A 24,373-nucleotide genomic window follows, 5' to 3' on the forward strand; every position below is an offset into this window, starting at 1 on the left:
CAGGTCAGTGACTCTCGGATCATGGCCGAAGCTGACGCCGCAGGGTCATGAAGCGCCGCTTTCCAAAAAGTTCACGCCGCGTTCAGGCTGACCTGTGTACGCGTTGTGACGGTCAATTCATGGGTGTCACGATGCGTCGTCTTTCAATTCTGATCGCAGCTTCTCTCTTCTGCTTTTCTCCCGTCAGCCAAGCGGTTTTGGCTCCTCCGGCTCTTGCACAGGGGCGCTTCATCGAGCGGGAGGTCGTGCGTTACAGCGTGCGGCCGGGAGACACGATGTCCTCGATCGCTCGCAGCGCCGGCATTCCGCTATCCGAGCTCCAGTTCCTGAACCGGGGCGTTGATCCTCGTTTCCTTCGGGTCGGGCAGACGATCTATTTGCCGGCGGATGCGCCTGTGGCGCAGCTTTCGCTGACGTTGGATCAGTCCAGAGGCCGGATCGATGACGATGTCGCGTTGCGTGGGTCGGGCTTCGAGCCCGGGAGCCGGGTCCAGATCATGGCCGGCGATAGCCCCTATCGCCTTCAGGTGATCGGAAATGCTCGTGCCGATCGACGCGGCGGCGTCAACATTGCCGTCGGCTTGCCGAATTGGGCCCGCCCCGGACAACAGATTTTTTTCGGTCTCCAGAGCCGAAACAGCCGGGCGCGCGCAGTGGCTGACGCCTATCAGGTGATCGGCCGCCCGAGCCGACCCGAGCGGCCGCTCTTTTCCGTTTCCGGCACGCTCACGCGACAGGGTGTGGAATGCCCCACGATGCGCGGGGACGATGGTCGAACCTATTCGCTTGCCGGTGACATTCGCGGCTTCTACCCGGGCGATCGCGTCACGGTCGATGGTGTCATCGCGGAGATGTCGATCTGCCAGCAGGGCACCACGATCGACGTTCGGCGTGTGACGCCGTCACAGTGATCTGAGGCTGAGACCATCGATGAACGAGGTGGTGTTTCGGGCGACTGTCGCAGACGTCGTTCCCGATCACTGCGGTTTCATCGTGCGGTAGACGAATGCACCGGGCGTAGCAGCGCCGTCGCTGGCGGCGGCTGCTTCCAGCATCGGGCGCAGGGGCGAGCGGATGCAGACCGGGTCGGTTGCCGCCGGATCGCCGGCGAGCGCCATCGCCTGGCAGCGGCAGCCGCCGAAATCGATGTGTTTTCGTTCGCAGGACCGGCAAGGCTCCTGCATCCAAGCGTCGCCGCGAAATGCGTTGAAGGCGTCTCCGCGATACCAGATATCGGCCAAGGGTCGCTCGCGGACGTTATCGAAGCGCAGCGACGGGATCGTCGAGGCGGCATGGCAGGGGAGCACCTTGCCGGAGGGTTCGACATTGAGGCCGATGCGGCCCCAGCCACCCATACAGGCCTTCGGGTATGTCGAGTGGTGATCGGCCGGGACGTAGTCGATGACGAGAACGCCCTTCAAACGCTCGCGCGCGGCGGCAACGGTCGCATTGGTGCGCACCACCTGCTCCTGCGTCGGCATCAGAGCTTCCCGGTTGCGTTCGGCCCAGCCGTGAAACTGCACCGTCGCAATTTCGATGCGTCGTGCGCCCAGACGAACGGCGAGATCGAGCATCTCGTCGAGCTGGTCCATGTTCTGCTTGTGGCAGACTGCGTTGACGGTGAGCGGAATACCAGCCTGCCGGACCCACTCGGCGACGGCCATCTTGCGCTCATACCCTCCCCGGTAGCCGCCGACATGATCGGCCATTGCCGCGTTGGCCCCCTGCAGCGAGAGCTGGACATGGTCGAGCCCCGCATCGGACAGTTGCTGCACCCGCCCTTCCGTGAGGCCGACGCCGGAGGTGATGAGATTGGTATAGAGGCCGAGATCGGCCGCCGCTTTGGTCAGGTCCACGAGATCGCGCCGCGAAGCGGGCTCGCCGCCTGAGAGATGCAGGTGCAGGATGCCGAGTGCGGCCGCTTCCGCGAACACCCGAATCCATTCCTCTGTCGTCAGTTCCTCGCGCAGGCCCGTCAATTGGAGCGGGTTGGAACAATAGGGGCAGGCCAGCGGACAGCGATGCGTCAGTTCGGCCAGAAGCGCCATAGGCGGCGGAATGCGGGGCGCTTCCAACGGCGCTGCGGCTGTCCGTTCCAGAGACTGGATGGCTGTCATGAGAGAATCTCCAGCATGCGTCGATCGGAGAGCTCCTGCACGAACGCAATCACGTCTCCAGCAATCTGGTCGCGCGGCGCGCCGAATTCTGCCGCGAATGCATCGGTGATCGCATCGATCGATCGGACACCATCGAGGGCGTGGACAATTCTCACTGCGATATCGTCCAGAGCCATGGCGCGTTCGGGCGCGAGCAGCACCTGCTGGCCGCGCACCGCATCGTCGCGCAGCCGCACGCCGCGCGCAAGCTTTGCGATCGTCGCCCCGTCGATCCGTGCGGCAGATGTCTCGCCGTTCATTGGGCGGCTCCTTGGTACTGAGCGCTTTCCCGTACGCCCGTTTCTCCATCCCATCCACCGGGTGGAATGCGTGCCGGCGTGACATAGGCGGAATGCAATGCGTCAAGCTGCGACCAGAGCACGTCGGTCTTGAAGGTCAGGGCCGCAGCAGCTGCATCCTGTTTTTCCAGCGTATCGGCATGATCGAGAACGTAAGCGAGGCCGAAGGCAACATCCTTGGGTGCTTCGTTCAAACGTGTTCGGAAGTACGAGAGCGCCGCATCGTCGGCGAAGGCATAGTGTTCGAGCAGACCGGCGATCCGCTGGCTGTGGATCTTCGGTGCGAACAGTTCTGTCAGCGATGCGGCGACGGCTTCCAGCATCGGCTTCTCCCGAACGAACGCCACATATGCGTCGACGGCAAAACGCGTGGCGGGCAAAACGCCTTCGGTCGAAGCCACATAGACCGGATCGAGACCGACGGCTTCGGCCAGTTTCAGCCAGCGTCGAATGCCACCGCCTTCGGCAACGCCGCCATCGTGATCTTCGATGCGGGAGCGCCAAGCGCGGCGCAGGTCTGGATCCGTGCAGCGCGAGAGAAAGGCAGCGTCCTTCATGGGGATGCGGCTTTGGTAATAATAGCGGTTGACCACCCAGGCGCGCACCTGGGTCATCGTGCACTGGCCGCCATGCAGCATGCTATGGAAGGGATGCTTGTCGTGGTAACGGGTCTCGCCAATTGCCCGGAGACGCGCTTCGAAAGTTTCTCGCGGCTGCGCCGTCATGTCAGATGAACCTCCATCCCGTCATATCCGATTTCATAGCCCGCCTGTTCGGCTGCGCGTCGCTCGGGTCCCTGCTGCCACACCGGATTGGTATTGTTGATATGCACATAGATGGTGCGCCCGATGGCCAGACCCTTCAAGGCATCGATGCTGCCTCCTTCGCCGGACATCGGCATATGCCCCATACGGCGGCCCGTTTTGAGCCCGGTGCCGGCGCGAGCCATCTCGTCGTCGTGAAAGACCGTGCCGTCGAAGAAGAGGAGATCGGCGCCTCTGATGCGATCGGTCAGCCGGTCGGTCAGGCGGCCGCAGCCGGGAATGTAGTAGATCCGCTTGCCTGAGCCCTTCAGCTCGACCCCGACCGTCTGCTCACCTTCCAGAGCCGTTTCCGGGTTCTCGCCTTCCATGAAAAGCGGCAGCTTGCCCGGCACAGCGAAGAGGGTGGCTTCGATGCCGTTGACCAGCGTGAAAGGCTGATCCAAGGCGACCGTGATACGCTCGACGCAGTTCGAGTCGAGCACCTCGAACACGGGGTTCGCCGCCAGGATGTCTCCGATGGCCGGCGTGGTGAACAAGCGGAAGGGCTGTTTCTCCCGCAGGATCAACAGACCGGCGATATGATCGATATCGCCATTCGTCACGAGCACGCTGGCTATCGGCGTGTCCCTCAAGGCGCGCGGATGCAAGACCGGATTGGCTTCGATCTGCGACCTGATATCCGGAGAGGCGTTGAGAAGCGCCCAGTCATGCCCGTTGGCAGTGACGGCGAGCGAGGACTGCGTCTGCGGGCGGAGCCCGCCATTCGGGTTGCGTGCCAGCCGGCAGTTCGCGCAGCCACAGTTCCACTGCGGCAGGCCGCCGCCAGCTGCCGCTCCCAAAACGAGTGCACGAATGGCGTTGTTGTCTTCCAAATCCTCCTCCGCGATGCAGCACAAGCCAGCATCATGCCTTGCGTAGCAACCAGGAGGGAAAAGGCAAACAGGTCCTTTAGTATCCAGCATCGCAAAGCGAGATTATATTGCATTGCAGCATTAGCGTTGCTGCAATGATCCGATCAAGTACGAAGGTACTATGGCCGGCGAGGCAGGCACCATTGCAATGTACTTGCCGTAATGTTGGAATGGCTTCTGCCAACGTGGCAGTCCACGTTCACTGAATTGGAGGAAACATGACCTGGCGTGCACCGAAATTCATCGAAGTCAGCTGCGGAATGGAAATCAACCGCTATGCACCGGCGGACGGTGACGAACCCGTCCTGTTCTAGGAAACCGACCCGGCCTGAGGCGCTTTCAGAAGCAGGTTCTCCGGCCAAATGATAGAGCGCAGGCTGCATGGCCTGCGCTCTTTTTCGTTGAAGAAGCGTCTACACGCGACAATCCTCTGCAACTGGACGCGGAGGAATCGTGCGGTGGCGTAGACCATGTCGCAAGCTGCCCAGAGAGCGCCGAGCAACAATCTTCCCTTGAGGGGGCTGGGTTATAGTCTCGCTCTTGGGCCAGAAACAGGAGCGGGTCCGAAAACCCAGGATGCACCATTCAGCCGCTTTGATGCGCGTTCTGCCTCATGCCGCTTGAACGGGGTCACCGCTCGCGGCCCAGCCGGGATGGCGCGGAAGGCCGTCGTCGGGAATCGTCACCATGGGATGCTTGGAGTTGACGAAAACCCAGCGATCGGGCTCGCCACCGATGTCCGTGTCCCGATCTATCGTCGGTACATGGATCAACAGATGGTCCGGGAAAGCGTCGACATAGAGAAACATGTGGCAGCCGCAATCGGCACAGTAGCGGCGGTGGCACGTGGGCTTCGTATCGATATTGCGGATTTTTTCCTCGCCGGCTGTGATCGTGAAGGCGCTGCGCTCGACCACGGCGATCAGGGCGAGGGCACCGCCGCACGTATCGGTGCAATCGGTACAGAGGCAGAAATGCACCTCTGCCGGCTCCTTGTTGTATTCGAACCGCACCGGGTTGCTGTCGCAACGGCACCCGCCTCGCGCAAGTATGGCCATCTGTCCGTCTCCTCCAGATTTATGGTGAATCCAGCCGCACGGCCTCAATGAAGCGAGGCCGCAGGCGGTATTTCGATGCCGGCTACTGTCAAAAAAATTCAGCAAATCATTGCTGCGTTCGCGCCATTGCGCGGCAGCAAGAAATGAACCGTGAATGCGATTAGATTGGGCCGAATTTTTCCATTCCGCCTCAGGCGCAACAATAGTACTTACGGCCTGCCAAGCAACGTTCGTTGAACCAGCTCGTCTGCTGCGGCCCGCCTCGTGGTTGCAGTGCAAATCCCTAATAATGCATTGCACAAAAACGTCCGATCTGATGCGTCAGTACTTCGCAGTACTAACGTTCTATCGACACAGCCGGGGGCGCCATCCAAAATTTCCAGACTGCGCCGAGCCTAGCCTGGGCGTCAGTGTCCGTGTCGGCAGCAACAAGGCCGGTCGCGAGGCGTGACGGGAGGACGATCAGATGGGGATGGAGGATATGAAAAAAATCGGATTGATGGCGGCATGTTCGGTGCTGGCTCTGGCCGCTACGACATCGCTTGCCTCTGCGAACGACGAACTTGTCGAGATGCAGCAGAATGCCAAGAACTGGGTGATGCAGCTCGGCAATTACTCCGCCACGCGATACAGCGAATTGGAGGAGATCAACAAGGATAACGTCGGCGATCTTCAAGTCGCGTGGTCTTTCTCCACCGGCGTCCTGCGCGGCCATGAAGGTGGCCCGCTCGTCATCGACGGCGTGATGTATGTCCACACGCCATTCCCCAACAAGGTCTTTGCGCTCGATCTCAACGACAATGGCCGGATCATCTGGCGCTACGAGCCCGAGCAGGACCCGAACGTCATCCCCGTCATGTGCTGCGATACGGTCAACCGTGGCGTGGCCTATGGCGACGGCAAGATCATTCTTCACCAGGCCGACACGAACGTGGTCGCGCTCGATGCCAAGACGGGCGAGGAGCTTTGGAAGACGCAGAATGGCGATCCTTCCAAGGGCGAGACCGGCACGATGTCGCCGCTGATTGCCGGCGACAAAGTGCTTGTCGGCAATTCCGGCGGCGAGTTCGGTGTCCAGGGCCACATGACAGCCTATAATCTGGAGACGGGCGAACAGGAATGGCGTGCCTATTCCGTCGGGCCGGACGACCAGATCCTTCTCGATCCGGAGAACACCACCCATCTCGGCGAACCGGTCGGCGAAAACTCGAGCGTCGACACCTGGGAAGGCGACCAGTGGCAGCTCGGCGGTGGCACCGTCTGGGGCTGGGTGTCCTACGACCCGGAACTGAACCTCGTCTATTATGGTTCGGGCAACCCGGGAACGTGGAACCCGGCGCAGCGTCCCGGCGACAATCGCTGGTCGATGACGATCTTCGCGCGTGACCTCGATACCGGCGTTGCGAAGTGGGTCTACCAGATGACACCCCACGACGAGTGGGACTATGACGGCGTCAACGAAAACATCCTCGTCGATATGGAAATCGACGGTGAGCAACGGAAGGTTCTGTTCCACCCTGACCGCAACGGTTTTGCCTACACGCTCGATCGCGAGACGGGCGAGCTGCTTGTGGCTGCGAAATACGATCCCGCAGTCAACTGGGCGACGGAAGTCGTCATGAATGAGGACGACGAGCAGTACGGTCGGCCGCAGGTCGTTGCCGAATACTCCACTGCCCAGAACGGTGTCGACGTGAACTCGGAAGGCATCTGCCCAGCCGCACTCGGCACAAAGGACCAGCAGCCTTCGGCCTACTCGCCGGAAACCGGTCTCTTCTACATCCCGACGAACCACGTCTGCATGGATTACGAGCCTTTCCAGGTTTCCTACACAGCAGGTCAGCCTTACGTGGGCGCAACCCTGTCGATGTATCCGGCCCCTGACAGCCATGGTGGCATGGGCAACTTCATTGCCTGGGACGCGGCTGCCGGCGAAATCGTCTGGTCGGTGGAAGAACCGTTCTCGGTCTGGTCGGGCGCCTTGGCGACGGCTGGCGACATAGTGTTCTACGGCACGCTCGAAGGGTACCTGAAAGCCGTCGACATGGAGACGGGTGAGGAGCTCTACCGCTTCAAGACGCCATCCGGGATCATCGGCAACGTCAACACCTATGAGCATGACGGCAAGCAGTATGTGGCCGTGCTCTCGGGCATCGGCGGCTGGGCGGGCATTGGTCTTGCCGCAGGTCTGACGGAAGGTACCGACGGTCTGGGTGCTGTGGGCGCGTATCAGTCGCTGTCCGATTATACCCAGCTGGGCGGCCAGCTGACGGTGTTCAGCCTCCCGAGCGAATGATGGCAGCAAGCGTCCTGCATCGTTCCTGAACATCGCGCGGCCCGGTCGTTCAACCGGGCCGCGAATCCAGTTGAAAGACTTCCTCATGATCGCCTGCGCGATCCGAAGGAAGCTCAAAGACCATCCCGAGGAGATCCTGATGAATCATCTGATGTCGGCCGCCACCGGCTTTTGCGGCGCGATGCTGCTCTTTACAGCCGCATCCCTTTCCCCCGCTCAAGCCCAGGATGAGGCGGTCGATTGGGAAGACAAGCCTTACATCGTCGAGGATGGGAAGGTGGATTACGGCACCTATAATGGCTTTCGCCGGTATCACAACACCTGCCACACCTGCCACGGTCCGGACGGCATGGGCAGCACATTCGCCCCGGCATTGGTCAATTCGCTGAAGGACATGTCCTATGCTGACTTTGCCGCGACCGTCGCCAATGGCCGCACTTCGAGTGGCGCCAGCGGCAACTCGGTCATGCCTGCCTTCGGTGACAATGTCGACGTCATGCTCTACATAGACCACATCTACGCCTACCTGAAGGCACGTGCCGACGACGCTATCGGCCGCGGTCGTCCCGATCGCATCGATCCGGAAAACGATCCGGTCTTCCAGGAATGGCAGGCGAACCAATGACCGGCCGGCTCCATCCAACCAGGTTCATTCTTGCGCTTTCTTTCGTGATCGCAGCGATGGGTCTCGGGCAGATTGGAGCCGAGGCTCAAACCCCGGCGGGCACGACGCCGGGCGGGATGGGGTCGATCGGCGCCCAGCAGGGGAGCTTCGGCCGCTCGCCGCTGGGTGAGATCGTCGACCGGACCCGGCTGAGAGTGTGCGCCGACCCAGGCAATCTCCCTTATTCGAACGACAAGGGTGAGGGGTTCGAGAACAAGATCGCCGAGTTGATCGCAGACGAACTCGGCGTGCCGATCGAATACACCTGGTTTCCGCAAACGGTTGGCTTCGTGCGCATGACGCTCGGGGCATCGCGCTGCGATGTCGTCATCGGCGTCGCGACGACCAATGAACTCATGCAGAACACCAATCCTTATTACCGCGCCGCCTACATGATCGTGCACAGGGCGGATCTGGTGCTGCCTTCGGGCGATCTGGATGATCCGGCCTTCGACAATCTCAGGATGGGCATTCAGCCGGGAACTCCGGGCGCGACCACTGTGGCGCGTTACGGCCATCTCGACCAGTCCAAGCACTACCCGCTGATCGTTGATACGCGGATCGACAAGCCGGCCCGAGACATGGTGCAGGATGTGGCGGATGGCGATACCGATGCGGCGCTCGTGTGGGGGCCGCTTGCCGGATACTGGATCCAGCAGATTGATCCGAACCTCGTGATGGAGCCACTTCAGGCAGCACGCGGCACGGAGCGCGTCGACTACCGGATCTCGATGGGAATCCGGCACGGCGAGAACGACTGGAAGGATCAGCTCAACGCTATCCTGATGGAGCACAAGGCCGACATCGACGCGATCCTGCAGTCCTATGGCGTGCCCCTTCTCGACAATGCCGGCAAGCTGATCCTGCCCATGACGCTGCCCGCCGCTGCAGAACCGGCACAAGAGCCCGATGATGCAGGGGGCAGCGAGCCACAGGCTGGCACTCAGCAACGCTCCGAGATCGGAAGCGAGGGCGATCAAGACGCCTATGGCCAGACGGCTGCCGAGGCCGAACCGTACCGTATGGACAATTATCGTGCCCCGGTTCCCGATGGCGTCGCAGGCGCCCGGACCATCTTCGTCGCCGCCATGCATGCGCTGGTTGGGTCGGACGATGTCGTGCTGATCGACGTGATGCCGGCACCACCGCTGCCTGACGATCGGCCGGATGACACCGTGTGGCGCGAGCCCGAGCGGGACACGATTCCGGGTGCCCATTGGCTTGCGAATATGGGCTACGGGAAGCTGCAACCCGGCGAGGACGCGGCGTTTCACGCCAAGCTCGACGAGCTGGCGGGACCGGCCGCTGAGAAGGGCCTCGTGTTCTTTTGCGAGCGCAATTGCTGGATGTCGTGGAATGCCGCCAAGCGCGCGGTGGAATATGGGTTCACCGACGTCGCCTGGTTTCCCGATGGGGTGACGGGTTGGATTGAAGACGACGGTGCGCTGGAGAGCGTGCGTCCATGGCGACCGGACCTCTCAGCTGCAACGATCCACTGATGAAAGCGCATCCCCATCGCCGGACACGGATCAGCAGTTTCGACGGCATGATCGGGCAGGCGGTGCGCGACGGTGGGTCCACGCGCCGGCAGTTCGTTTGCCGATCGGCAATGCTTGCCTTCCTTTCTTCATGCTGTCCGTTGAACGGCGCTGCGCTTGCCCGCCAATCCGATCTTCCGTTTCAGGAAATCGAGGACGGGATCCATGTGCGCTACGGCCTCCAGGAAGTGATAACCGCGGGTAATCATGGGGCGATCGCGAATATCGGCTTCATCATCGGCGATGAGAGCGTTGCGGTCGTCGACACCGGCACGACATACGCGCAAGGCGTGTTACTGATGGCTGCGGTACGCCACGTGACGGATAAGCCCGTGAGCCACGTGATCGCGACGCATGTTCATCTCGATCATTGTTTCGGACACGGCGCCTTCGAAGACGCCGCACCCGTCTTCGTCGGTCATCATCGGCTTCCCGGCGCGCTCTCCGAGCGCGGCGATTTTTATCTGGAGCAGATCAAGACGCTTTCGCTGAATGGGGGCGACACAAAGGTCGTTCAACCGAATTTTCTCGTCGACGACGCTGCGGAAATCGATCTCGGTGGACGCAAGCTCCTGCTCAAGGCGTGGCCGGCCGCGCATACCGACAACGATCTGACCGTCTTCGACACCCGGACCGGACTGTTATGGGCAGGCGACCTGCTTTTCGTGGATCGGATACCGATCGTCGACGGCAGCCTCAATGGCTGGATCGACCATCTGGATGAGTTGATGTCGGGCGATGTGTCCCAAGTGATGCCGGGTCATGGGGCGCTTGGATCCGGCCGCGAGGCGATCGAGCAGCAGAAGGAATATCTCGTTTCGCTGCGCGACGGCGTGCGCGCGGCGATCGCGGACGGACTGGACATGACCGAGGCGGTGGCGCAACTCGCTGATCTCGCTGGGCCGAATTGGCTATTGCGGGACGAGGGCCACGGGCGCAACATCATCGCAGCCTATGCGGAACTGGAGTGGGAATGATGAAACCTTCAACATCCCGTCGCTTCGCGATCTCGGCTTGGTTGCTCCTGCTCGTCATCCTGGTGATGCCGGCCGGGGACCCGGCGCTGGCTCAGGACAGCAAAGCGTGGACCGAGATCCGGTCCGAGCTTTACGGCGACGACCGCACCATTCATGACGGCAGCGGATTGCTCGAGATCGAAGCCCCCGATCGCGCCCAGGACGCGGCGCTCGTGCCGATCAGCATCAAATCGATGATCGGCCCGGATGACGAGCGCTACATCAAGTCGTTGACGATCGTGATCGACGAAAACCCGGCGCCGGTTGCAGGCACATTTCATTTCTCGCGCGCCAACGGCATCGCAGACATCGCCACGCGCGTTCGCGTCAATGCCTATTCCAACATCCGGGCGATCGCCGAGATGGATGACGGACAGCTCTACATGGCGGAGACCTTCGTCAAAGCATCCGGCGGTTGCGCTGCGCCGGCAACGAAGAACAACGCCCAGGCGATGGCGCGGCTGGGCGACATGCGCATGCGGCAGATTGGCGAGTGGGAGGTCGACCAGCCCGCAGAAGTTCAGCTGATGATTAGCCATCCCAATTTCAGCGGTCTCCAGACCGATCAGGTGACGCAGCTCTGGATCCCGTCCCACTATGTCAACGACCTGGCAGTGTCGATCGATGGTCAGGAAATACTGACATTCGAGGGCGACATCTCGATCAGTGAGAACCCGAGCTTCAACTTCTTCGTGATGCCGAAAGGTGAAGGTGAGCTGACGGCTCGTGCCACCGATACCAAAGGAAACGTCTTCGAGCAGCGCTGGCCGTTGCGCATGGGATCCGCCTCGTGACGTCGATCCCCGTGTGCTTCATGCTGGTGTGGCTGCTTCTGCTAGGCTCGATTAATCCGGGTCTGGCCGCAGAGGGCGAGAAGCTCGCGATCTTCACCTTCGAGCTCTACGACACGAGCCTGGAAGGCGAAGTGCGTGGGGCCGACCCGGCCGAAGCGGCACGACTGGAGATGATCACCGACCTGCTGCGCGATGCCTATCGCGACCAGGGTGGATATGAGCTGGTCGACACGGATGCGATGCAGGAGCGGTTGGCCACCATGCCGAAGCTGCGCACCTGCAATGGCTGCGAAAGCCGGCTGGCGCGCGAATTGGGCGCCGACCGGGTGGTGACAGGGTTCGTGCAGAAAATCTCGACGCTCATCCTCAGCCTTAGCATGTCGGTGTATGATGCCGAGACAGGCAACCTCCTGCGCAAGTACAATGCCAGCATCCGCGGCAACACCGATGAAAGCTGGATCCATGGCGTGCGCTACCTCATCCGCAACCAGCTCTTCGAAGAACAGCAATAGGAAGGGCGGTCTGCAGGCATGACTGAAACGGCGCAGCCGCCGACGGCACTTTCGGTTCGCAACATCTCCTACAGCTACGGCAAGAAACCGGCGCTGAATGACATCAGCTTCGATCTCGCGCCTGGCAAGGTGACGGCGCTTCTCGGTCCGAACGGTGCCGGCAAGACGACGCTGTTCTCCCTCATCACCGGGCTCTTCGACTGTCGCGAAGGCGAGGTGGTGATCGCGGGGCATCCGCTGCGGCGTGACCGGTCGGCGGCGCTGTCGTCGCTCGGCATCGTCTTTCAGGCGCAGACGCTGGAGCTCGATCTCACGATCGACCAGAACCTTCGCTACTTCGCGGCGCTGCGCGGCTTGACGCGGCTTGAGGCGAAGGATCGCATCGACATGCTTCTGGCTGCGATCGGACTTGAGGGGCTGAACAAGACTAAGGTGCGCAAGCTGAGCGGCGGGCAAAGGCGACGCGTGGAGGTTGCCCGCGCGCTTCTCGATCATCCCGCCCTGCTGCTGCTCGACGAACCCAGTACGGGGCTCGATATCGCAACGCGGCGTTGGCTCATCGAGCATGTGCATGCGCTCGCGCGCGACAAGGGGATGACGGTGCTGCTGGCGACGCATCTGGTCGACGAGGTGGGAGACGAGGACGACGTCATTGTGCTCGACAAGGGCCGGATCGTCGCTGCCGGACAGGTGGACGCCATCGTCGCATCGGCCGGTGCGGCCAATCTCGATGAGGCCTTCACGCGGATGACGGCACATGATGCGGTCAGCGCCGCATGAAGAGCGGACATGCGACACGTGCCTTTCTCGCCATTCTCTGGCGCGAAATGCTGCGCTTCGTGCAGCAAAAGGGCCGTTTCTTTTCCGCGCTCGTGCGCCCGCTGATCTGGCTCATCGTCTTCGCCGCCGGCTTTCGGGCGGCGCTCGGCCTTTCCATCATCCCGCCCTACAAGACCTACATCACCTATGACGTCTATGTCGTGCCGGGGCTGATCGGCATGATCCAGCTCTTTGCCGGCATGCAGAATTCCCTGTCCATGGTCTACGACCGCGAGATGGGCTCCATGCGGGTGCTCATGTCGACGCCGTTGCCGCGCAGCTATCTGCTTCTGGCGCGCATGCTGTCGGGGACGTTCGTCTCGATCATCCAGGTGTATGCGTTCGTCATCATCGCCATGCTGCTCGGCACGCGGTTGCCGGTGGCCGGGCTGATCATGATGTTTCCCGTGTTGATCCTGACGGGCATGACGCTGAGTGCGCTCGGCATGTTCCTGTCGTCATGGATCAAGCAGCTGGAGAATTTCGCGGGCGTCATGAATTTCCTCATCTTCCCGATGTTCTTCATGTCGTCGGCGCTTTATCCGCTCTGGCGCATGCGCGAAGGCAGCGTCACGATCTACGAGCTCTGTCTGCTCAATCCGTTCACCTATGTGGTGGAACTCATCCGGTTCACGATCTACCGCGAGCCGAACCTGATGGCGCTCGGCATCGTCGTTGCGACATTCCTGGTGTTCGGCATCGCGGCTTTGGTCGGTTACACGCCAGCCCGGGGCGGACCGACGGCGGGCAGGGGAGGTTGAGGTACCGCAAATCTACCCGCCCGAGCCCTGATGCAGGATATGCGCGTGGTGGCGCAGATGATCGTCGATAAACGTTGCGACGAAGAAATAGGAATGGTCGTAGCCCGCCTGCATCCGCACTTTCGCCGATTGTCCCCGGGCCTTCAAAGCGTCGATGAAGCGTTCGGTTTGAAGCTGCGTCTGCAGGAAGGGATCATCAGTGCCCTGATCGATGAGGATCTGCGTGGGAAAACCGCGATCGCGCAGCAGCAACGTGGCGTCGTATTCGCGCCATGCAGCTTCGTCGGGGCCGAGATAGGCGGCGAACGCCTTCCGCCCCCATGGCACCGCGCTCGGCGCGACGATCGGTGAGAAGGCTGAAACCGAGCCGTAGCGCTCGGGATGGCGCATAGCGATCGTCAGGGCGCCGTGGCCGCCCATGGAATGGCCCAGTATCCCGCATTTTCCTCGGATGACCGGAAATGTGCATTCGATCAACCGCGGAAGCTCGTCAGAGACATAGCTGAACATCTGGAAATGATCGGACCAGGGGGCTTCGGTGGAATCGACGTAGAAGCCGGCGCCTTGCCCGAGTGCATCGTCGTCGCTGTTCGGGACGCGATCGCCGCGCGGGCTCGTGTCGGGCGCGACGATCATCAGTCCCAGTTCCGATGCCATGCGCTGTGCGCCTGCCTTCACCGTGAAGTTCTCTTCGGTGCAGGTGAGGCCGGAAAGAAAATAGACGACCGGGACGGCTCCCCGCTCGGCGGCGGGCGGCTGGTACACGCTGACGCGCATGGGGGTGCCCGTGGCAGCGCTGTCGTGGATCAGCGTCAGTTGTTGCCCGCCGAAGGACGACGCACGGGAGATCTCCTGGAAAGGCCTGCGGCGAACGTCGCCAGCGATGGCGACTGGCTGGCTTTGGCGTTGATCGACGTCCATCGCAGACTTCCTCGTCCGGACCCTGTCGGTTCGACCGTCAGAAGACCACAACGCTTCTGATCGACTTGCCCTCGTGCATCAGATCGAATGCCGTGTTGATCTCCTCGAGCGGCATCGTGTGGGTGATCAGATCATCGATGTTGATCTTGCCTTCCATGTACCAATCGACGATCTTCGGTACGTCGGTCCGGCCTCGCGCGCCGCCGAATGCGGTGCCTTTCCAGACCCGCCCGGTGACAAGCTGGAACGGTCGCGTCGCGATCTCCTTGCCTGCTTCCGCCACACCGATGATGATCGATTGTCCCCACCCGCGATGGCAGCATTCCAGCGCCTGGCGCATGACGTTGACGTTGCCTGTGGCGTCGAACGAGAAGTCGGCGCCGCCATCCGTCAGATCGACGATCGCCTGCACGACCTTGTCCTGGCCGACATCATTGGGATTGACGAAGTCTGTCATGCCGAACTTGCGCGCCATCTCGACCTTTGCGGGATTGAGATCGACGCCGATGATCTTGTCGGCGCCCACCATGCGGGCGCCCTGGATGACGTTGAGGCCGATGCCGCCGAGGCCGAAGACGACGACATTGGCGCCCGGCCAGACCTTGGCGGTGTAGATGACTGCGCCGATACCCGTGGTGACCCCGCAGCCGATGTAGCAGATCTTCTCGAAGGGCGCGTCGGCGCGCACTTTTGCCACCGCGATCTCCGGCAGAACGGTGAAGTTGGAGAAGGTCGAGCAGCCCATGTAGTGGAAGACCGGACCGCTCTCGCATGCGAAGCGGCTCGTCCCATCCGGCATCACGCCCTGGCCCTGGGTCGAGCGGATCGCGGTGCAGAGGTTGGATCGTTGCGAGAGGCAGGTTTTGCAGTTGCGGCATTCCGGCGTGTAGAGCGGGATGACGTGGTCGCCCACCTTGACGGATGTCACCCCGGCGCCGACTTCGCGAACGATGCCCGCGCCCTCGTGACCGAGGATTGCCGGAAACTTGCCCTCCGAATCGAGACCCGACAGCGTGTAGGCGTCGGTGTGGCAGATGCCGGTCGCCATGATCTCGACCAGGACCTCACCGGCTGACGGACCAGCCAGGTCCACCGTCTCTATGGATAGAGGCTGGTTCGCTGCCCAAGCGACTGCCGCACGCGTCTTCATGCTAATCCCCTCTTCTCGTCTCGACGCAAGATGGCAGCTTGCGACCAGTGGATTGTAGGCAGGGGCGCCAGGGGGCTAAATAGTCCTTAAGTACTTCGAAGCAGTGGATAAGCCGATCTACTGAGGTCGGTCGTATCAACGCCGATGAGAGACTGGCGTAGTACCTTAGCACTATATCGACCGGTCGACCCCTTTGTCACATTGCCATCGGGAGATCAGGCGTATCAGCGCCGACCATTGGAGCGACAGAAGCCGGCGGGGGCCGGGCGGGAGGACTTTTGATACGACTTTGCACAACCGTTGTGCTGGCTATACTTGCCGCCACGACGGCAGCCAGGGCCGTAGACGTGGAGATCGTGTTCCTTTCGCGGGATCAGGAAGAACGTCTGCCATTGTCCTTCGTCGATCCCATCGTGGAAGATCCAGGCGTGTGGGGCGCGCGGCTCGCGCTCGACGACAACAAGACGACCGGCGGGTTTCTCGGACACACCTATTCGCTGGTCGAGCGGGTTCTGACCGCTGACGAAGACATTGCCGTCGTATTCGAGGAAGAGCGGCAAAGCGGCCAAACGCTCTTCATCTCGGATTTGCCGCGTGACGATCTGCAGGCGATCGCCGAACATCCGGAAGCCAGCGAGGCGCTTATTTTCAACGGCCGCGTCGGTGATGACGATCTGCGCATCAATGTCTGTTTCGACAATGTGTTTCACACGGCGCCGAGCCGCTCCATGCGGACCGACGCCCTGGTCCAGTTTCTCGTCTGGAAGCGATGGCCGCGGCTCTATCTCGTGTCGGGGACGCAGGAGAACGATGTCGCGTTCGCCGAGGCAATTCGCCGTTCGGCCGAAAAATTCGGTGCGCAAGTCGTGGCCGAGAGCGATTATGCCTATTCGGCAATCTCGCGGCGCACCGATAGCGGCCATATCCAAATCCAGGATCAGATGCCTTTGGCGACGCAGGAGGGCGGCGAATACGACGTGTTGATCGTCGCGGACGAGAACGAAGTTTTCGGCGAATACCTGCCCTACAACACCTATGCAGCCCGTCCGGTCGCTGGCACGCATGGCCTGGTCGCCATGTCGTGGCACCGCGTTCTGGAGCAGTGGGGATCGACGCAGATCCAACGCCGCTTCGAACAGGTGGCGGACCGGTGGATGGAAGAGCGCGACTATGGCGCTTGGCTCGGCGTTCGCTCCATCGGGGAAGCGGTGACGCGCCTCAACAGCGCGGATGCGGCGGAGATCCGCGCGTTTCTGCGCAGCCCGGATTTTGAGATCGGCGGCTTCAAAGGCGTCGGGCTCAGCTATCGAAGCTGGGATCAACAGATGCGCCAGCCCGTGCTGATCGCCAACAAGCGCGTGCTTGTGTCTGCGTCACCCCAACCGGGTTTCCTGCATGAACGCACACCGTTGGATAGCCTCGGCTACGACGAACCAGAAAGCGAATGCCGACTGCAATAGAAAAAAAGACGTCGAAGCATTTCAACGGGAGGAATTGGGCAATGAAGAATGGTGGCAAGGTCGCGGTGCTCGCGGCGGGTGTGGGGCTGGTTGCAGGCATCTGGCCGGCCCACGCATTGACGGTGTTCGTGTCGAACGAGCAGGGCAACACGATCTCCGTGATCGATGGTGAAACGCAGGAAGTGATCAACGAAATCGCAGTCGGCAATCGTCCACGCGGGATCGCGCTCGGCCACGACAACCGGTTTCTCTATATCTGCGCCAGCGACGACAACACGATCCAGGTGATGGACACCGAGACGCTGGAACTCGTCGATACCTTGCCTTCCGGCCCCGATCCCGAACTTCTCGTTATCGCACCACAGGGCGATCGGCTCTATGTCGCCAATGAAGACGACAACCTTGTCACCGTGATCGATCTCGAAACGCGCGAGATGATCGCCGAAATTCCGGTCGGCGTGGAGCCGGAAGGCATGGGCGTCAGCCCGGACGGGAAGATCGTGGTCAACACGTCGGAAACGACGAACATGGCCCACTTCATCGATACCGACAGCTACGAAATCGTCGGCAACGTGCTTGTCGGCCAGAGGCCGCGTATTGCCGAATTCACGTCCGACGGTTCGGAGGTCTGGGTCACGGCCGAGATCGGCGGCACGGTCAGCGTCATCGATCCGGTCGGGATGGAAGTGATGCGCGAGATCTCGTTCGAGGTCGCCGGTGTCGAGCCCGAGGCGTTGCAGCCGGTCGGCGTGAAGATTCTCGAGGATCGCAGCAAGGCTTATGTGGCGCTCGGTCCATCCAACCGCGTTGCGGTGATCGATGCGCAGACGCATGAGGTGCTTGACTATATTCTCGTCGGCCAGCGGGTCTGGCAATTGGAACTCACGCCGGACGAGACAACGCTGTATACTTCAAACGGCGTCAGCAATGATGTCACATTGATCGACACGGCGACCGACACTGCGATGGTGTCCATCCCCGTTGGGAGCTTTCCCTGGGGAATCGCCATCAAGCCGTGAGGCCATGTCGATCTTTTGGTCCTGAGCACGGGAGGTGCCCATGACGTCGACCATCAAAATCCCGAGGCGAGGCGGGGGTGCTGGCCGCCGCTCAAGGCTGCTTCTGGCTGCTCTTGGACTGGCAATCGCGGTGGCTGCTCCGAGTGCGGCCCAGGCTGCCGATGGCTCAAATCCGGATTGGCCGTGCATCCAACGTCTCGTGCCGCGCATATCCACGGCTCAGGTATGGGCGGGGCCGGAGCCGGAACCGGCTGCCTGGGCACGCAACGAGGATGTGCGCGCCATGGCTGAACAGCTTTCGGTGCGCCGGCTGCCGATCGAGGAGGCGCGCACGCTGGTTGCCGACTATGCGCAGGCGCTGCCGGAGAGCGAACGCAACGAACAGCTCACGGCCCTTTTCGGGCGGACGCTCGAACTGATCAATCGCGACCGTGCATCGATCATCGCCGGGATCGGCCGTTATGCGCGCAGTCAGCGGGAGCGCGCGGAACATATTCGATCGAGCCGCATCGCCGCTGCCGAAAACGCGCCCGCCACGGCCAGTGCGGACAGTGCGCCGACCGCGCTCGACTGGGAGATCCGGGTCTTCGACGAGCGCCGGCGCGCGCTGATCTATCTTTGCGAGCAACCCGTTTTGCTGGAGCAGCGCGCCTTCGCGCTCGGACAGGCGATCTATTCGCACATGGTGAAAGAATGAGCCTTTTTGCACACTGTGCCTTGATCCTTAGAAGAGCCGTCTCAGGCAGGCTTGCGTTGTTACCGGTCGGCTGTCTCTCGTTGAGCCTTGCCGCGACGGTCTTCGTTGCGCCGTCGCTTGCTCTGGACGGATCGCGAGCGGAACTGGTCGAAGGGTCAGCTGGCGAGCGCGTCTACGGCGCCAACCACCTCGCTGAACTGAAAGGCTCCGGCGAACTCGTCTATGACTACACGCTCGAGGGCGATATTCTCGAAGAACCCTTCAAGGACGAGGTGCGCCTGAAGTTTGAGGAATCGGATGCCGAGGGTGGTTTCGATTTCGACATCGCCGTCTTCCCCAAGACGCGAACGCTTTCGGTTTCGACGACGGCGGAGACCATCAACCCGCTGCTGCTGGTCTTCTTTCAGCGGGACGCCGATTTCATGAGCCGCAACACGGGCGGCTCGCCGCAATTCTTCCGCAGCCGTCTGCGCGACATGCTCGCACAACCGGCGCAAGCGGAGGAGGGAACGGCCGAGGTCGCCGACGAAGAGATCGCCGTCGAGACAGTCAGCCTCATGCCATATGATGATGCGGACGCGGCTGGCCGCATGCCAGACTTTGCCAAGAAGCTCTATCAGATCAGCCTGTCGCCGGATCTGCCCGGCAGCGTCTATGAACTCTCAAGCGAAGTGCCGGCGATGGACGGCAGCGGTGTGCGTCTGCGCGAGACCTATCGATTCAGGGAGCTCGTCCAATGATCCGGCGATGGCACCTCATGCTGGCGCTCTTCGCCATCAGCGCTGCGGGCACAGTTCCCCAGGCTGATGCTGCCAACGGCTATCCTACCGAGGTGGTCGCCGACTACGTGCTCGGTTGCATGGCGGCAAATGGGCAGACGGCCAAGGCGCTCCGGCAATGTTCGTGCAGCATCGATGTGGTTTCGTCGCTGCTCACCTATGAGGACTATAGCGCTGCCGAAACTGTGCTGCGCATGCGGCAGGTGCCGGGCGGTGGCGAGAAGATGATGATTTTCCGTGAGACGCCGGCCAGCCAGTCGAAGGTCGATGCCTTGCGGCAGTCGCAGATAGAAGCCGAGGTCCGCTGCTTCTACTGAAGCAGGCGGGCTCGACCGTCAGGCGCCAGAATGGCTGATTGGGAACAGATTGACCTGGGTATTCGCGACCGGCCCCGCGCCGCCCTGCGCCCAGCCATTCGCCGTGCATGGTCCGGATCACGCATGCCGGAAGGCATCGTGGAGGAGCTCGCCACCGGCATCGTTGGCTGCGAGCCAGCGCTGATTGCGCTCTTCGTTTCGTCCGCCGCGCCTTACGATGCGGTGGTACGTTCATTGTCCGCGAGATTTCCGGGCGTGCCATTGATCGGCTGCACGACGGCCGGGAGCCTGACGGAGCAGCGTTACGAGGCTGACGGCGCGATCGTGCTCGCCTTCGACCGCAGTGCATTTTCCTTCGAGATCTGCCTTCTGGAGAACCTCAAGCAATTCTCCATTCCGCGCGGCGGCGAGCTGATCGAAACGGCTTACTTCCGGCTGTTGCGCGAGCTGGAACAGGATCGCTCGAACCTCTTCGCGATGCTGCTGGTCGACGGGTTGTCGCGACGTGAGGAAGAGATCGCCGCGAGTGCCTATGCGGCACTCGACGAGGTGCCCGTGTTCGGTGCATCGGCCGGCGACAACCTGCATTTCGACACGACTCAGATCTTCTATAACGGGGCAATTCTCGAGGATACGGCGCTCGTCGTCATTGGCGCGTCGAACCGCCAGATCGAGGTCTTCAAGTTTGAGCATTTCCGGCCGATGGAAGAGAAGCTGGTCATCACCAGCGCTGATCCGGAAAGGCGCATCGTCAAGACCATCAATGCCGAGCCCGCTGCCGAAGAATATGCGAGGCTGATCGGCGTGGACGTCTCGGCACTGACGCCTGCGGTCTTTGCCGCAAATCCGCTGCTCGCGCGGATCGGCGGCGACTATCACGTGCGCGCCATCCAAAAATCTGACGACCAGGGTGCGCTGCATTTCTTCTGCGCGGTCGATGAAGGCATCGTGCTCACGCCTGCCTCGCCCGTCGACATGCGCGACAATCTGCTGCTCAATATGGAGCAGATTTCCGATCGGCTAGGCTCGATCGAGCTGGTCTTGTGTTTCGACTGTATCCTGCGGCGGCTGGAAGCGGAGCGGCTGGGGATCAAGCATGAGCTGCTGCCCATCTTCAAACGCTTCAACATGATCGGCTTCAGCACCTATGGCGAACAGTTCAAGTTTCTGCATCTGAGCCAGACACTGACCGGGCTGGCGATCGGGGCCGCCGAATGAAACATGTCGATCCGAACCTATCCTTCGACCAGCAACTCGAGCAGGAAGTGCGCCAGCTGCGGCGCGAAAACGAGAAGCTCCGGATCATCCGTGACGCGCTGATTGGGCAGGTGGACCGCAACAACGATCTGTCGGGCCGCGTCTTTCGCACGATCGAACCGCTGATCGAGGTGGAAGGCAATGTGGAGAAGCGCATCCAGCGTCTCGCCCGCGCGATGAGCGAGGCGAAGATCGCGCGGCGCCAGCTTCGGCAAGCCATCGATTCCATTGGCGAGGGCTTCATTCTCTACGACAGGGACGACCGCATCGTCCTGTGCAACCGCAAGTACCGCGAGATCTTTCCAGAGCTCGAACATCTCCTGAAACCCGGCACCCATTTCCAGGAGATCATCCGGCACGCGGCGCGCATCGGCGTGATCGTCGAGGCGGTGACGGACCCCGATGCCTGGATCGCGAGCCGGTCAAGCAGTCACAGCGAGACGCGTTGCCAGTTCCAGCAATTGCTGAGCGACGGGCGCTGGATCCAGATCAGCGAGCGGGCGACGGAGGACGGCGGCAAGGTCACCATCGTCAGTGACATCACGCCCTTCAAGCGGTTGGAGGAGACGAGCCGGCTGACCCGTATGGCGGAGCAGTCCGAGGTGCTCGCCACCACGCTTGCCAGCATTGCGCAGGGTGTCGTCGTCTTCGACGGTGCGCGTCGTTTCGTTGCCTGGAATTCGCAGGCGGCGATGCTCACCAACCTGCCCTATGTCGAGCTGCACGAGGGGACGACTGTCCGGGAACTCATCGGCCTTCTCTTAGCGCGGGGGGCGCGGATCGCCGAGGAGCGGGAAAGCGAGTTTCTCCGCTGGATCGGCCAGGTGAACAAGCGGCCGCCACTACGGCTGGAGATCTTCTATCCGGGCGGGAGAACCGTTTCCGCCAATTTCCGCGCCATGCCGAACGATGGATTCGTGGTGACGTTGACTGACGTCACGACCCAGTACCAGGCTGCCCGCATGCTCGAGCGCAGCAAGGATGAACTGGAGGAGCGCGTCAGCGAACGCACGCGTGAACTCGTGGCGCTCAACGCGGCGCTGCAGGATGAGGTGCGCCGGCACGAAGCCACCGCCGCCGACCTCGTTCGCACGCGCCGCGCCGCCGAAGCGGCGAGCATGAGCAAGACGCAGTTTCTCGCCGCCGCCAGCCACGATCTTCTGCAGCCGCTCAACGCTGCCCGGCTTTATCTCTTTGCGCTCGAAAGCGCGGCTGGGACGCAGCCGGAGGCGGTGAAGCTGATCGACAACATCGATCATTCGCTGCAATCGACCGAGCGCATTCTCGGAACGCTTCTCGACATGTCGAAGATGGATTCCGGCTGCTACGAGATCAAACTTGCCGACGTGAAGCTCGGTGAACTGTTCGACACGCTGCGCATCGAATTCAGTGCGCTTGCCGGAGCGCGCGGCCTTAATCTCAGGATCGTGCCGACGACGGCGATCATCCGAACGGACCCCAATCTGTTGCGCAGGATCGTTCAGAATTTTCTGAGCAACGCGATCAAGTACACGCCCTCCGGCCGCATCCTTCTTGGCACAAAGCGTGCGGGTACATCGCTGCGCATCGAGATCCACGATACCGGCCCCGGCATCCAGCCGGTCGACCGGCAGCTCATTTTCCAGGAGTTCAAACGTGCGACCGCTGCAAACTCCGATGTGACAGGCCTTGGCCTCGGGCTTGCCATCGCCCAGCGCGCGGCCGATCTTCTCGGACAGCGCATTGAGCTCAAGTCGGAAGTCGGGCGGGGATCGGTGTTTTCTCTCGTCATCAACGCGTGGCGCACCCAGGACAATTCGGGCGGCACGACGTTTGAGGGAAACATGGATGACAAAGCGCAATTGACGGTATCGCCAACCTCCGAGAACACACTGATCGTGCTCGAAAACGACGAGACGGTTGCGCACGCCATGACGACGCTTTTCGATCACTGGCAGTTCGCCAGCGTGACCGGATCATCCTACGCCGAGATCGAAGCGCGGTGTGATGGCGCCCTGACGAGGCCGTCGGCGATCATCGCCGATTATCATCTGAACGGCGACATCGACGGCATCGAAGCCATCGTCAGGCTGCGCAAGCGGATCGGCAGCATGGTGCCGGCGATCCTCGTCACGGCGGAAACATCCTGGGCGGTGCGTCAGCGGGCCCGGCAAAATGGCATCGAGCACTTCGCCAAGCCGGTCAAACCGGCCCAGCTGCGCGCCTATCTTACCCATCTTGCAATCGACATCGAGGTCGATCAGGCACCCAGCGCCTGATCGAACATGGTGCGCTGCGCCAGAAGCACCGCCTGCATGCGCGATGGAACCTCGAACTTGCGCAGTATCGCCGACACGTGACCTTTGACAGTCGACTCGCTGATCGACAGCTCATAGGCGATCTGCTTGTTCAGCAAGCCTTCGCCCAGCATGCGCAGGACCACGCGCTGTTGCGGCGTAAGGCTGTGCATGGCGGCGGCGAGGTGAATCTCCTCCGCGCGCCTCGCCTCCGGACAGCTCATGTCCATGCCATTCGTGTTCTGCTGGAAAACTGCGCCACCGTCGAGCACGACGTGGATCGCTTCGAAAATGTCGCGGGGTTTGGCGGTCTTGCTGATGAAGCCGCTCGCACCCATGCTTCGAACCATCGGCATCAGCCTTGTATCATCCAGGGCGGAAATGACGATGATCGGCAGGCGAGGGGCCGCCTTGCGCAGGCGCTCTAACCCGTCGAGGCCGGATGCATCCGGCAGCTTGAGGTCGAGCAAGGCCAGGTCGAGATCATGTGTTTCGATAACGGACAGAGCTTCTGCGACGGACTGAGCAGACTTCACCGCGCAATCCGACAGACCATTGACGAGCGTCATCTCCAACGCTGCGCACACCAATGGATGATCGTCCACAACCAAGATCAGCATCCGCGCCCTCCTCCAGCGTGGTTCTGACGGTTAATGTCACAAATCGATACGGATTCTAGGCTATTCCGGATAAGACGTGCGGGCAACATCCATCTTTCGTCTCACTCCCATAATCGGTCGATGCAGTGAGGGGGGGCGATTGAAGAATGATCCTCGCTGCTAGTATTCCGCCCGGCACGTCGAGCCAGACCTCGGCCGGCAGCAGATGACGGAACATCAGTTCTGCGGGGTGGCCGTATCGGATCAACTTGGCTACTGAACGATATTGACAATGGATTTCGATATTCAG

At 61.6% G+C, this 24,373-nt stretch carries 25 protein-coding genes; 17 read left to right on the forward strand and 8 right to left on the reverse strand.

Translation table 11 applies throughout. The annotated features are described in order from the left end of the window. The first annotated feature begins 131 nt into the window (after positions 1-131). Positions 132-911 carry a DUF5818 domain-containing protein gene (locus D5400_RS03975; protein WP_164527780.1) on the forward strand — a complete coding sequence of 260 codons (780 nt, stop codon included), beginning with the start codon at positions 132-134 and terminating at the stop codon, positions 909-911. Positions 912-977: 66 nt separating this feature from the next. On the opposite strand, the gene pqqE is transcribed toward D5400_RS03975, so the two are convergent. The 4 genes from pqqE to pqqB are packed head-to-tail and all read right to left on the reverse strand — an operon-like array spanning position 978 to position 4,091. Continuing rightward, positions 978-2,117 (reverse strand): pyrroloquinoline quinone biosynthesis protein PqqE, encoded by a 1,140-nt coding sequence (gene pqqE / locus D5400_RS03980; protein WP_126007867.1) that lies wholly within the window; start codon positions 2,115-2,117, stop codon positions 978-980. Further along, complete coding sequence (gene pqqD / locus D5400_RS03985) at positions 2,114-2,416, reverse strand: pyrroloquinoline quinone biosynthesis peptide chaperone PqqD (RefSeq protein ID WP_126007869.1); 303 nt, start codon at positions 2,414-2,416, stop codon at positions 2,114-2,116. The genes pqqE and pqqD overlap by 4 nt, the downstream gene beginning before the upstream one ends. Next, a complete protein-coding gene (gene pqqC / locus D5400_RS03990) occupies positions 2,413-3,180 on the reverse strand; it encodes a pyrroloquinoline-quinone synthase PqqC (protein WP_126007872.1) in 768 nt (255 codons plus the stop codon). The genes pqqD and pqqC overlap by 4 nt, the downstream gene beginning before the upstream one ends. Continuing rightward, positions 3,177-4,091: a pyrroloquinoline quinone biosynthesis protein PqqB gene (gene pqqB / locus D5400_RS03995; RefSeq protein ID WP_126007874.1), complete on the reverse strand. Its 915-nt coding sequence runs from the start codon at positions 4,089-4,091 to the stop codon at positions 3,177-3,179. Before pqqB ends, pqqC begins: the two co-directional genes overlap by 4 nt. A gap of 257 nt (positions 4,092-4,348) precedes the next feature. Here pqqB and pqqA point away from each other — a divergent pair, with 257 nt between their 5' ends. Next, on the forward strand, positions 4,349-4,444 hold the full coding sequence (gene pqqA / locus D5400_RS04000) for a pyrroloquinoline quinone precursor peptide PqqA (RefSeq protein ID WP_126007877.1): 96 nt from the start codon (positions 4,349-4,351) through the stop codon (positions 4,442-4,444). Positions 4,445-4,741: 297 nt separating this feature from the next. Here the strand turns inward: pqqA and D5400_RS04005 are convergent, their stop codons facing one another. Next, complete coding sequence (locus D5400_RS04005) at positions 4,742-5,188, reverse strand: GFA family protein (RefSeq protein ID WP_126007879.1); 447 nt, start codon at positions 5,186-5,188, stop codon at positions 4,742-4,744. Positions 5,189-5,687: 499 nt separating this feature from the next. On the opposite strand from D5400_RS04005, the gene D5400_RS04010 reads away from it, so the two are divergent. The 8 genes from D5400_RS04010 (at position 5,688) to D5400_RS04045 (ending at position 13,588) form a co-directional block, all read left to right on the forward strand. After that, positions 5,688-7,484, forward strand: coding sequence for a methanol/ethanol family PQQ-dependent dehydrogenase (locus D5400_RS04010; protein WP_205665560.1), 1,797 nt, complete (start codon positions 5,688-5,690; stop codon positions 7,482-7,484). 139 nt (positions 7,485-7,623) lie between these two features. Beyond that, positions 7,624-8,109 (forward strand): c-type cytochrome, methanol metabolism-related, encoded by a 486-nt coding sequence (locus D5400_RS04015; protein WP_164527782.1) that lies wholly within the window; start codon positions 7,624-7,626, stop codon positions 8,107-8,109. After that, the gene (locus D5400_RS04020; RefSeq protein WP_164527783.1) at positions 8,106-9,647 is read left to right on the forward strand and encodes a quinoprotein dehydrogenase-associated putative ABC transporter substrate-binding protein; all 1,542 of its coding nucleotides are present in this window, start codon (positions 8,106-8,108) and stop codon (positions 9,645-9,647) included. Before D5400_RS04015 ends, D5400_RS04020 begins: the two co-directional genes overlap by 4 nt. Further along, a complete protein-coding gene (locus D5400_RS04025) occupies positions 9,647-10,663 on the forward strand; it encodes a quinoprotein relay system zinc metallohydrolase 2 (protein WP_164527784.1) in 1,017 nt (338 codons plus the stop codon). The genes D5400_RS04020 and D5400_RS04025 overlap by 1 nt, the downstream gene beginning before the upstream one ends. Further along, positions 10,660-11,496 (forward strand): quinoprotein dehydrogenase-associated SoxYZ-like carrier, encoded by an 837-nt coding sequence (locus D5400_RS04030; protein ID WP_205665512.1) that lies wholly within the window; start codon positions 10,660-10,662, stop codon positions 11,494-11,496. Before D5400_RS04025 ends, D5400_RS04030 begins: the two co-directional genes overlap by 4 nt. Next, entirely contained in the window at positions 11,493-12,008 is a 516-nt protein-coding gene (locus D5400_RS04035; RefSeq protein WP_126007889.1) for a DUF3280 domain-containing protein, read from the forward strand. Before D5400_RS04030 ends, D5400_RS04035 begins: the two co-directional genes overlap by 4 nt. An 18-nt stretch (positions 12,009-12,026) precedes the next feature. After that, positions 12,027-12,788: an ATP-binding cassette domain-containing protein gene (locus tag D5400_RS04040; RefSeq protein ID WP_126007891.1), complete on the forward strand. Its 762-nt coding sequence runs from the start codon at positions 12,027-12,029 to the stop codon at positions 12,786-12,788. Then, complete coding sequence (locus tag D5400_RS04045) at positions 12,785-13,588, forward strand: ABC transporter permease (RefSeq protein ID WP_126007893.1); 804 nt, start codon at positions 12,785-12,787, stop codon at positions 13,586-13,588. The genes D5400_RS04040 and D5400_RS04045 overlap by 4 nt, the downstream gene beginning before the upstream one ends. Before the next feature lie 12 nt (positions 13,589-13,600). Here D5400_RS04045 and fghA read toward each other — a convergent pair whose 3' ends face one another. Together fghA and D5400_RS04055 are read right to left on the reverse strand one after the other, a co-directional pair. Next, entirely contained in the window at positions 13,601-14,509 is a 909-nt protein-coding gene (fghA, locus tag D5400_RS04050) for an S-formylglutathione hydrolase (RefSeq protein ID WP_126007896.1), read from the reverse strand. Between the two features lie 37 nt (positions 14,510-14,546). After that, complete coding sequence (locus tag D5400_RS04055) at positions 14,547-15,659, reverse strand: S-(hydroxymethyl)glutathione dehydrogenase/class III alcohol dehydrogenase (RefSeq protein ID WP_126007898.1); 1,113 nt, start codon at positions 15,657-15,659, stop codon at positions 14,547-14,549. A gap of 278 nt (positions 15,660-15,937) precedes the next feature. Between D5400_RS04055 and D5400_RS04060 the strand changes: the two genes are divergently transcribed. The 7 genes from D5400_RS04060 to D5400_RS04090 all read left to right on the forward strand — a co-directional run bounded on the left by D5400_RS04060 (position 15,938) and on the right by D5400_RS04090 (position 23,446). Beyond that, a complete protein-coding gene (locus D5400_RS04060) occupies positions 15,938-17,119 on the forward strand; it encodes an ABC transporter substrate-binding protein (RefSeq protein WP_164527785.1) in 1,182 nt (393 codons plus the stop codon). 41 nt (positions 17,120-17,160) lie between these two features. Then, positions 17,161-18,138 carry a PQQ-dependent catabolism-associated beta-propeller protein gene (locus D5400_RS04065; RefSeq protein WP_126007903.1) on the forward strand — a complete coding sequence of 326 codons (978 nt, stop codon included), beginning with the start codon at positions 17,161-17,163 and terminating at the stop codon, positions 18,136-18,138. 40 nt (positions 18,139-18,178) lie between these two features. After that, positions 18,179-18,835 (forward strand): hypothetical protein, encoded by a 657-nt coding sequence (locus D5400_RS04070; RefSeq protein ID WP_126007905.1) that lies wholly within the window; start codon positions 18,179-18,181, stop codon positions 18,833-18,835. An 80-nt stretch (positions 18,836-18,915) separates the two neighbouring features. Then, positions 18,916-19,575 (forward strand): hypothetical protein, encoded by a 660-nt coding sequence (locus D5400_RS04075; protein WP_164527786.1) that lies wholly within the window; start codon positions 18,916-18,918, stop codon positions 19,573-19,575. Further along, positions 19,572-19,931: a hypothetical protein gene (locus D5400_RS04080; protein ID WP_126007910.1), complete on the forward strand. Its 360-nt coding sequence runs from the start codon at positions 19,572-19,574 to the stop codon at positions 19,929-19,931. The genes D5400_RS04075 and D5400_RS04080 overlap by 4 nt, the downstream gene beginning before the upstream one ends. 30 nt (positions 19,932-19,961) lie before the next feature. After that, a complete protein-coding gene (locus D5400_RS04085) occupies positions 19,962-21,149 on the forward strand; it encodes an FIST signal transduction protein (RefSeq protein ID WP_126007913.1) in 1,188 nt (395 codons plus the stop codon). Then, positions 21,146-23,446, forward strand: coding sequence for a PAS-domain containing protein (locus tag D5400_RS04090; protein ID WP_126007915.1), 2,301 nt, complete (start codon positions 21,146-21,148; stop codon positions 23,444-23,446). The genes D5400_RS04085 and D5400_RS04090 overlap by 4 nt, the downstream gene beginning before the upstream one ends. Here D5400_RS04090 and D5400_RS04095 read toward each other — a convergent pair. Continuing rightward, on the reverse strand, positions 23,428-24,084 hold the full coding sequence (locus tag D5400_RS04095; protein ID WP_126007917.1) for a response regulator transcription factor: 657 nt from the start codon (positions 24,082-24,084) through the stop codon (positions 23,428-23,430). The two genes, D5400_RS04090 and D5400_RS04095, sit on opposite strands and share 19 nt — an antisense overlap. Between the last annotated feature and the right edge of the window lie 289 nt (positions 24,085-24,373).

This window comes from Georhizobium profundi (assembly GCF_003952725.1).
Lineage (GTDB): Bacteria > Pseudomonadota > Alphaproteobacteria > Rhizobiales > Rhizobiaceae > Georhizobium > Georhizobium profundi.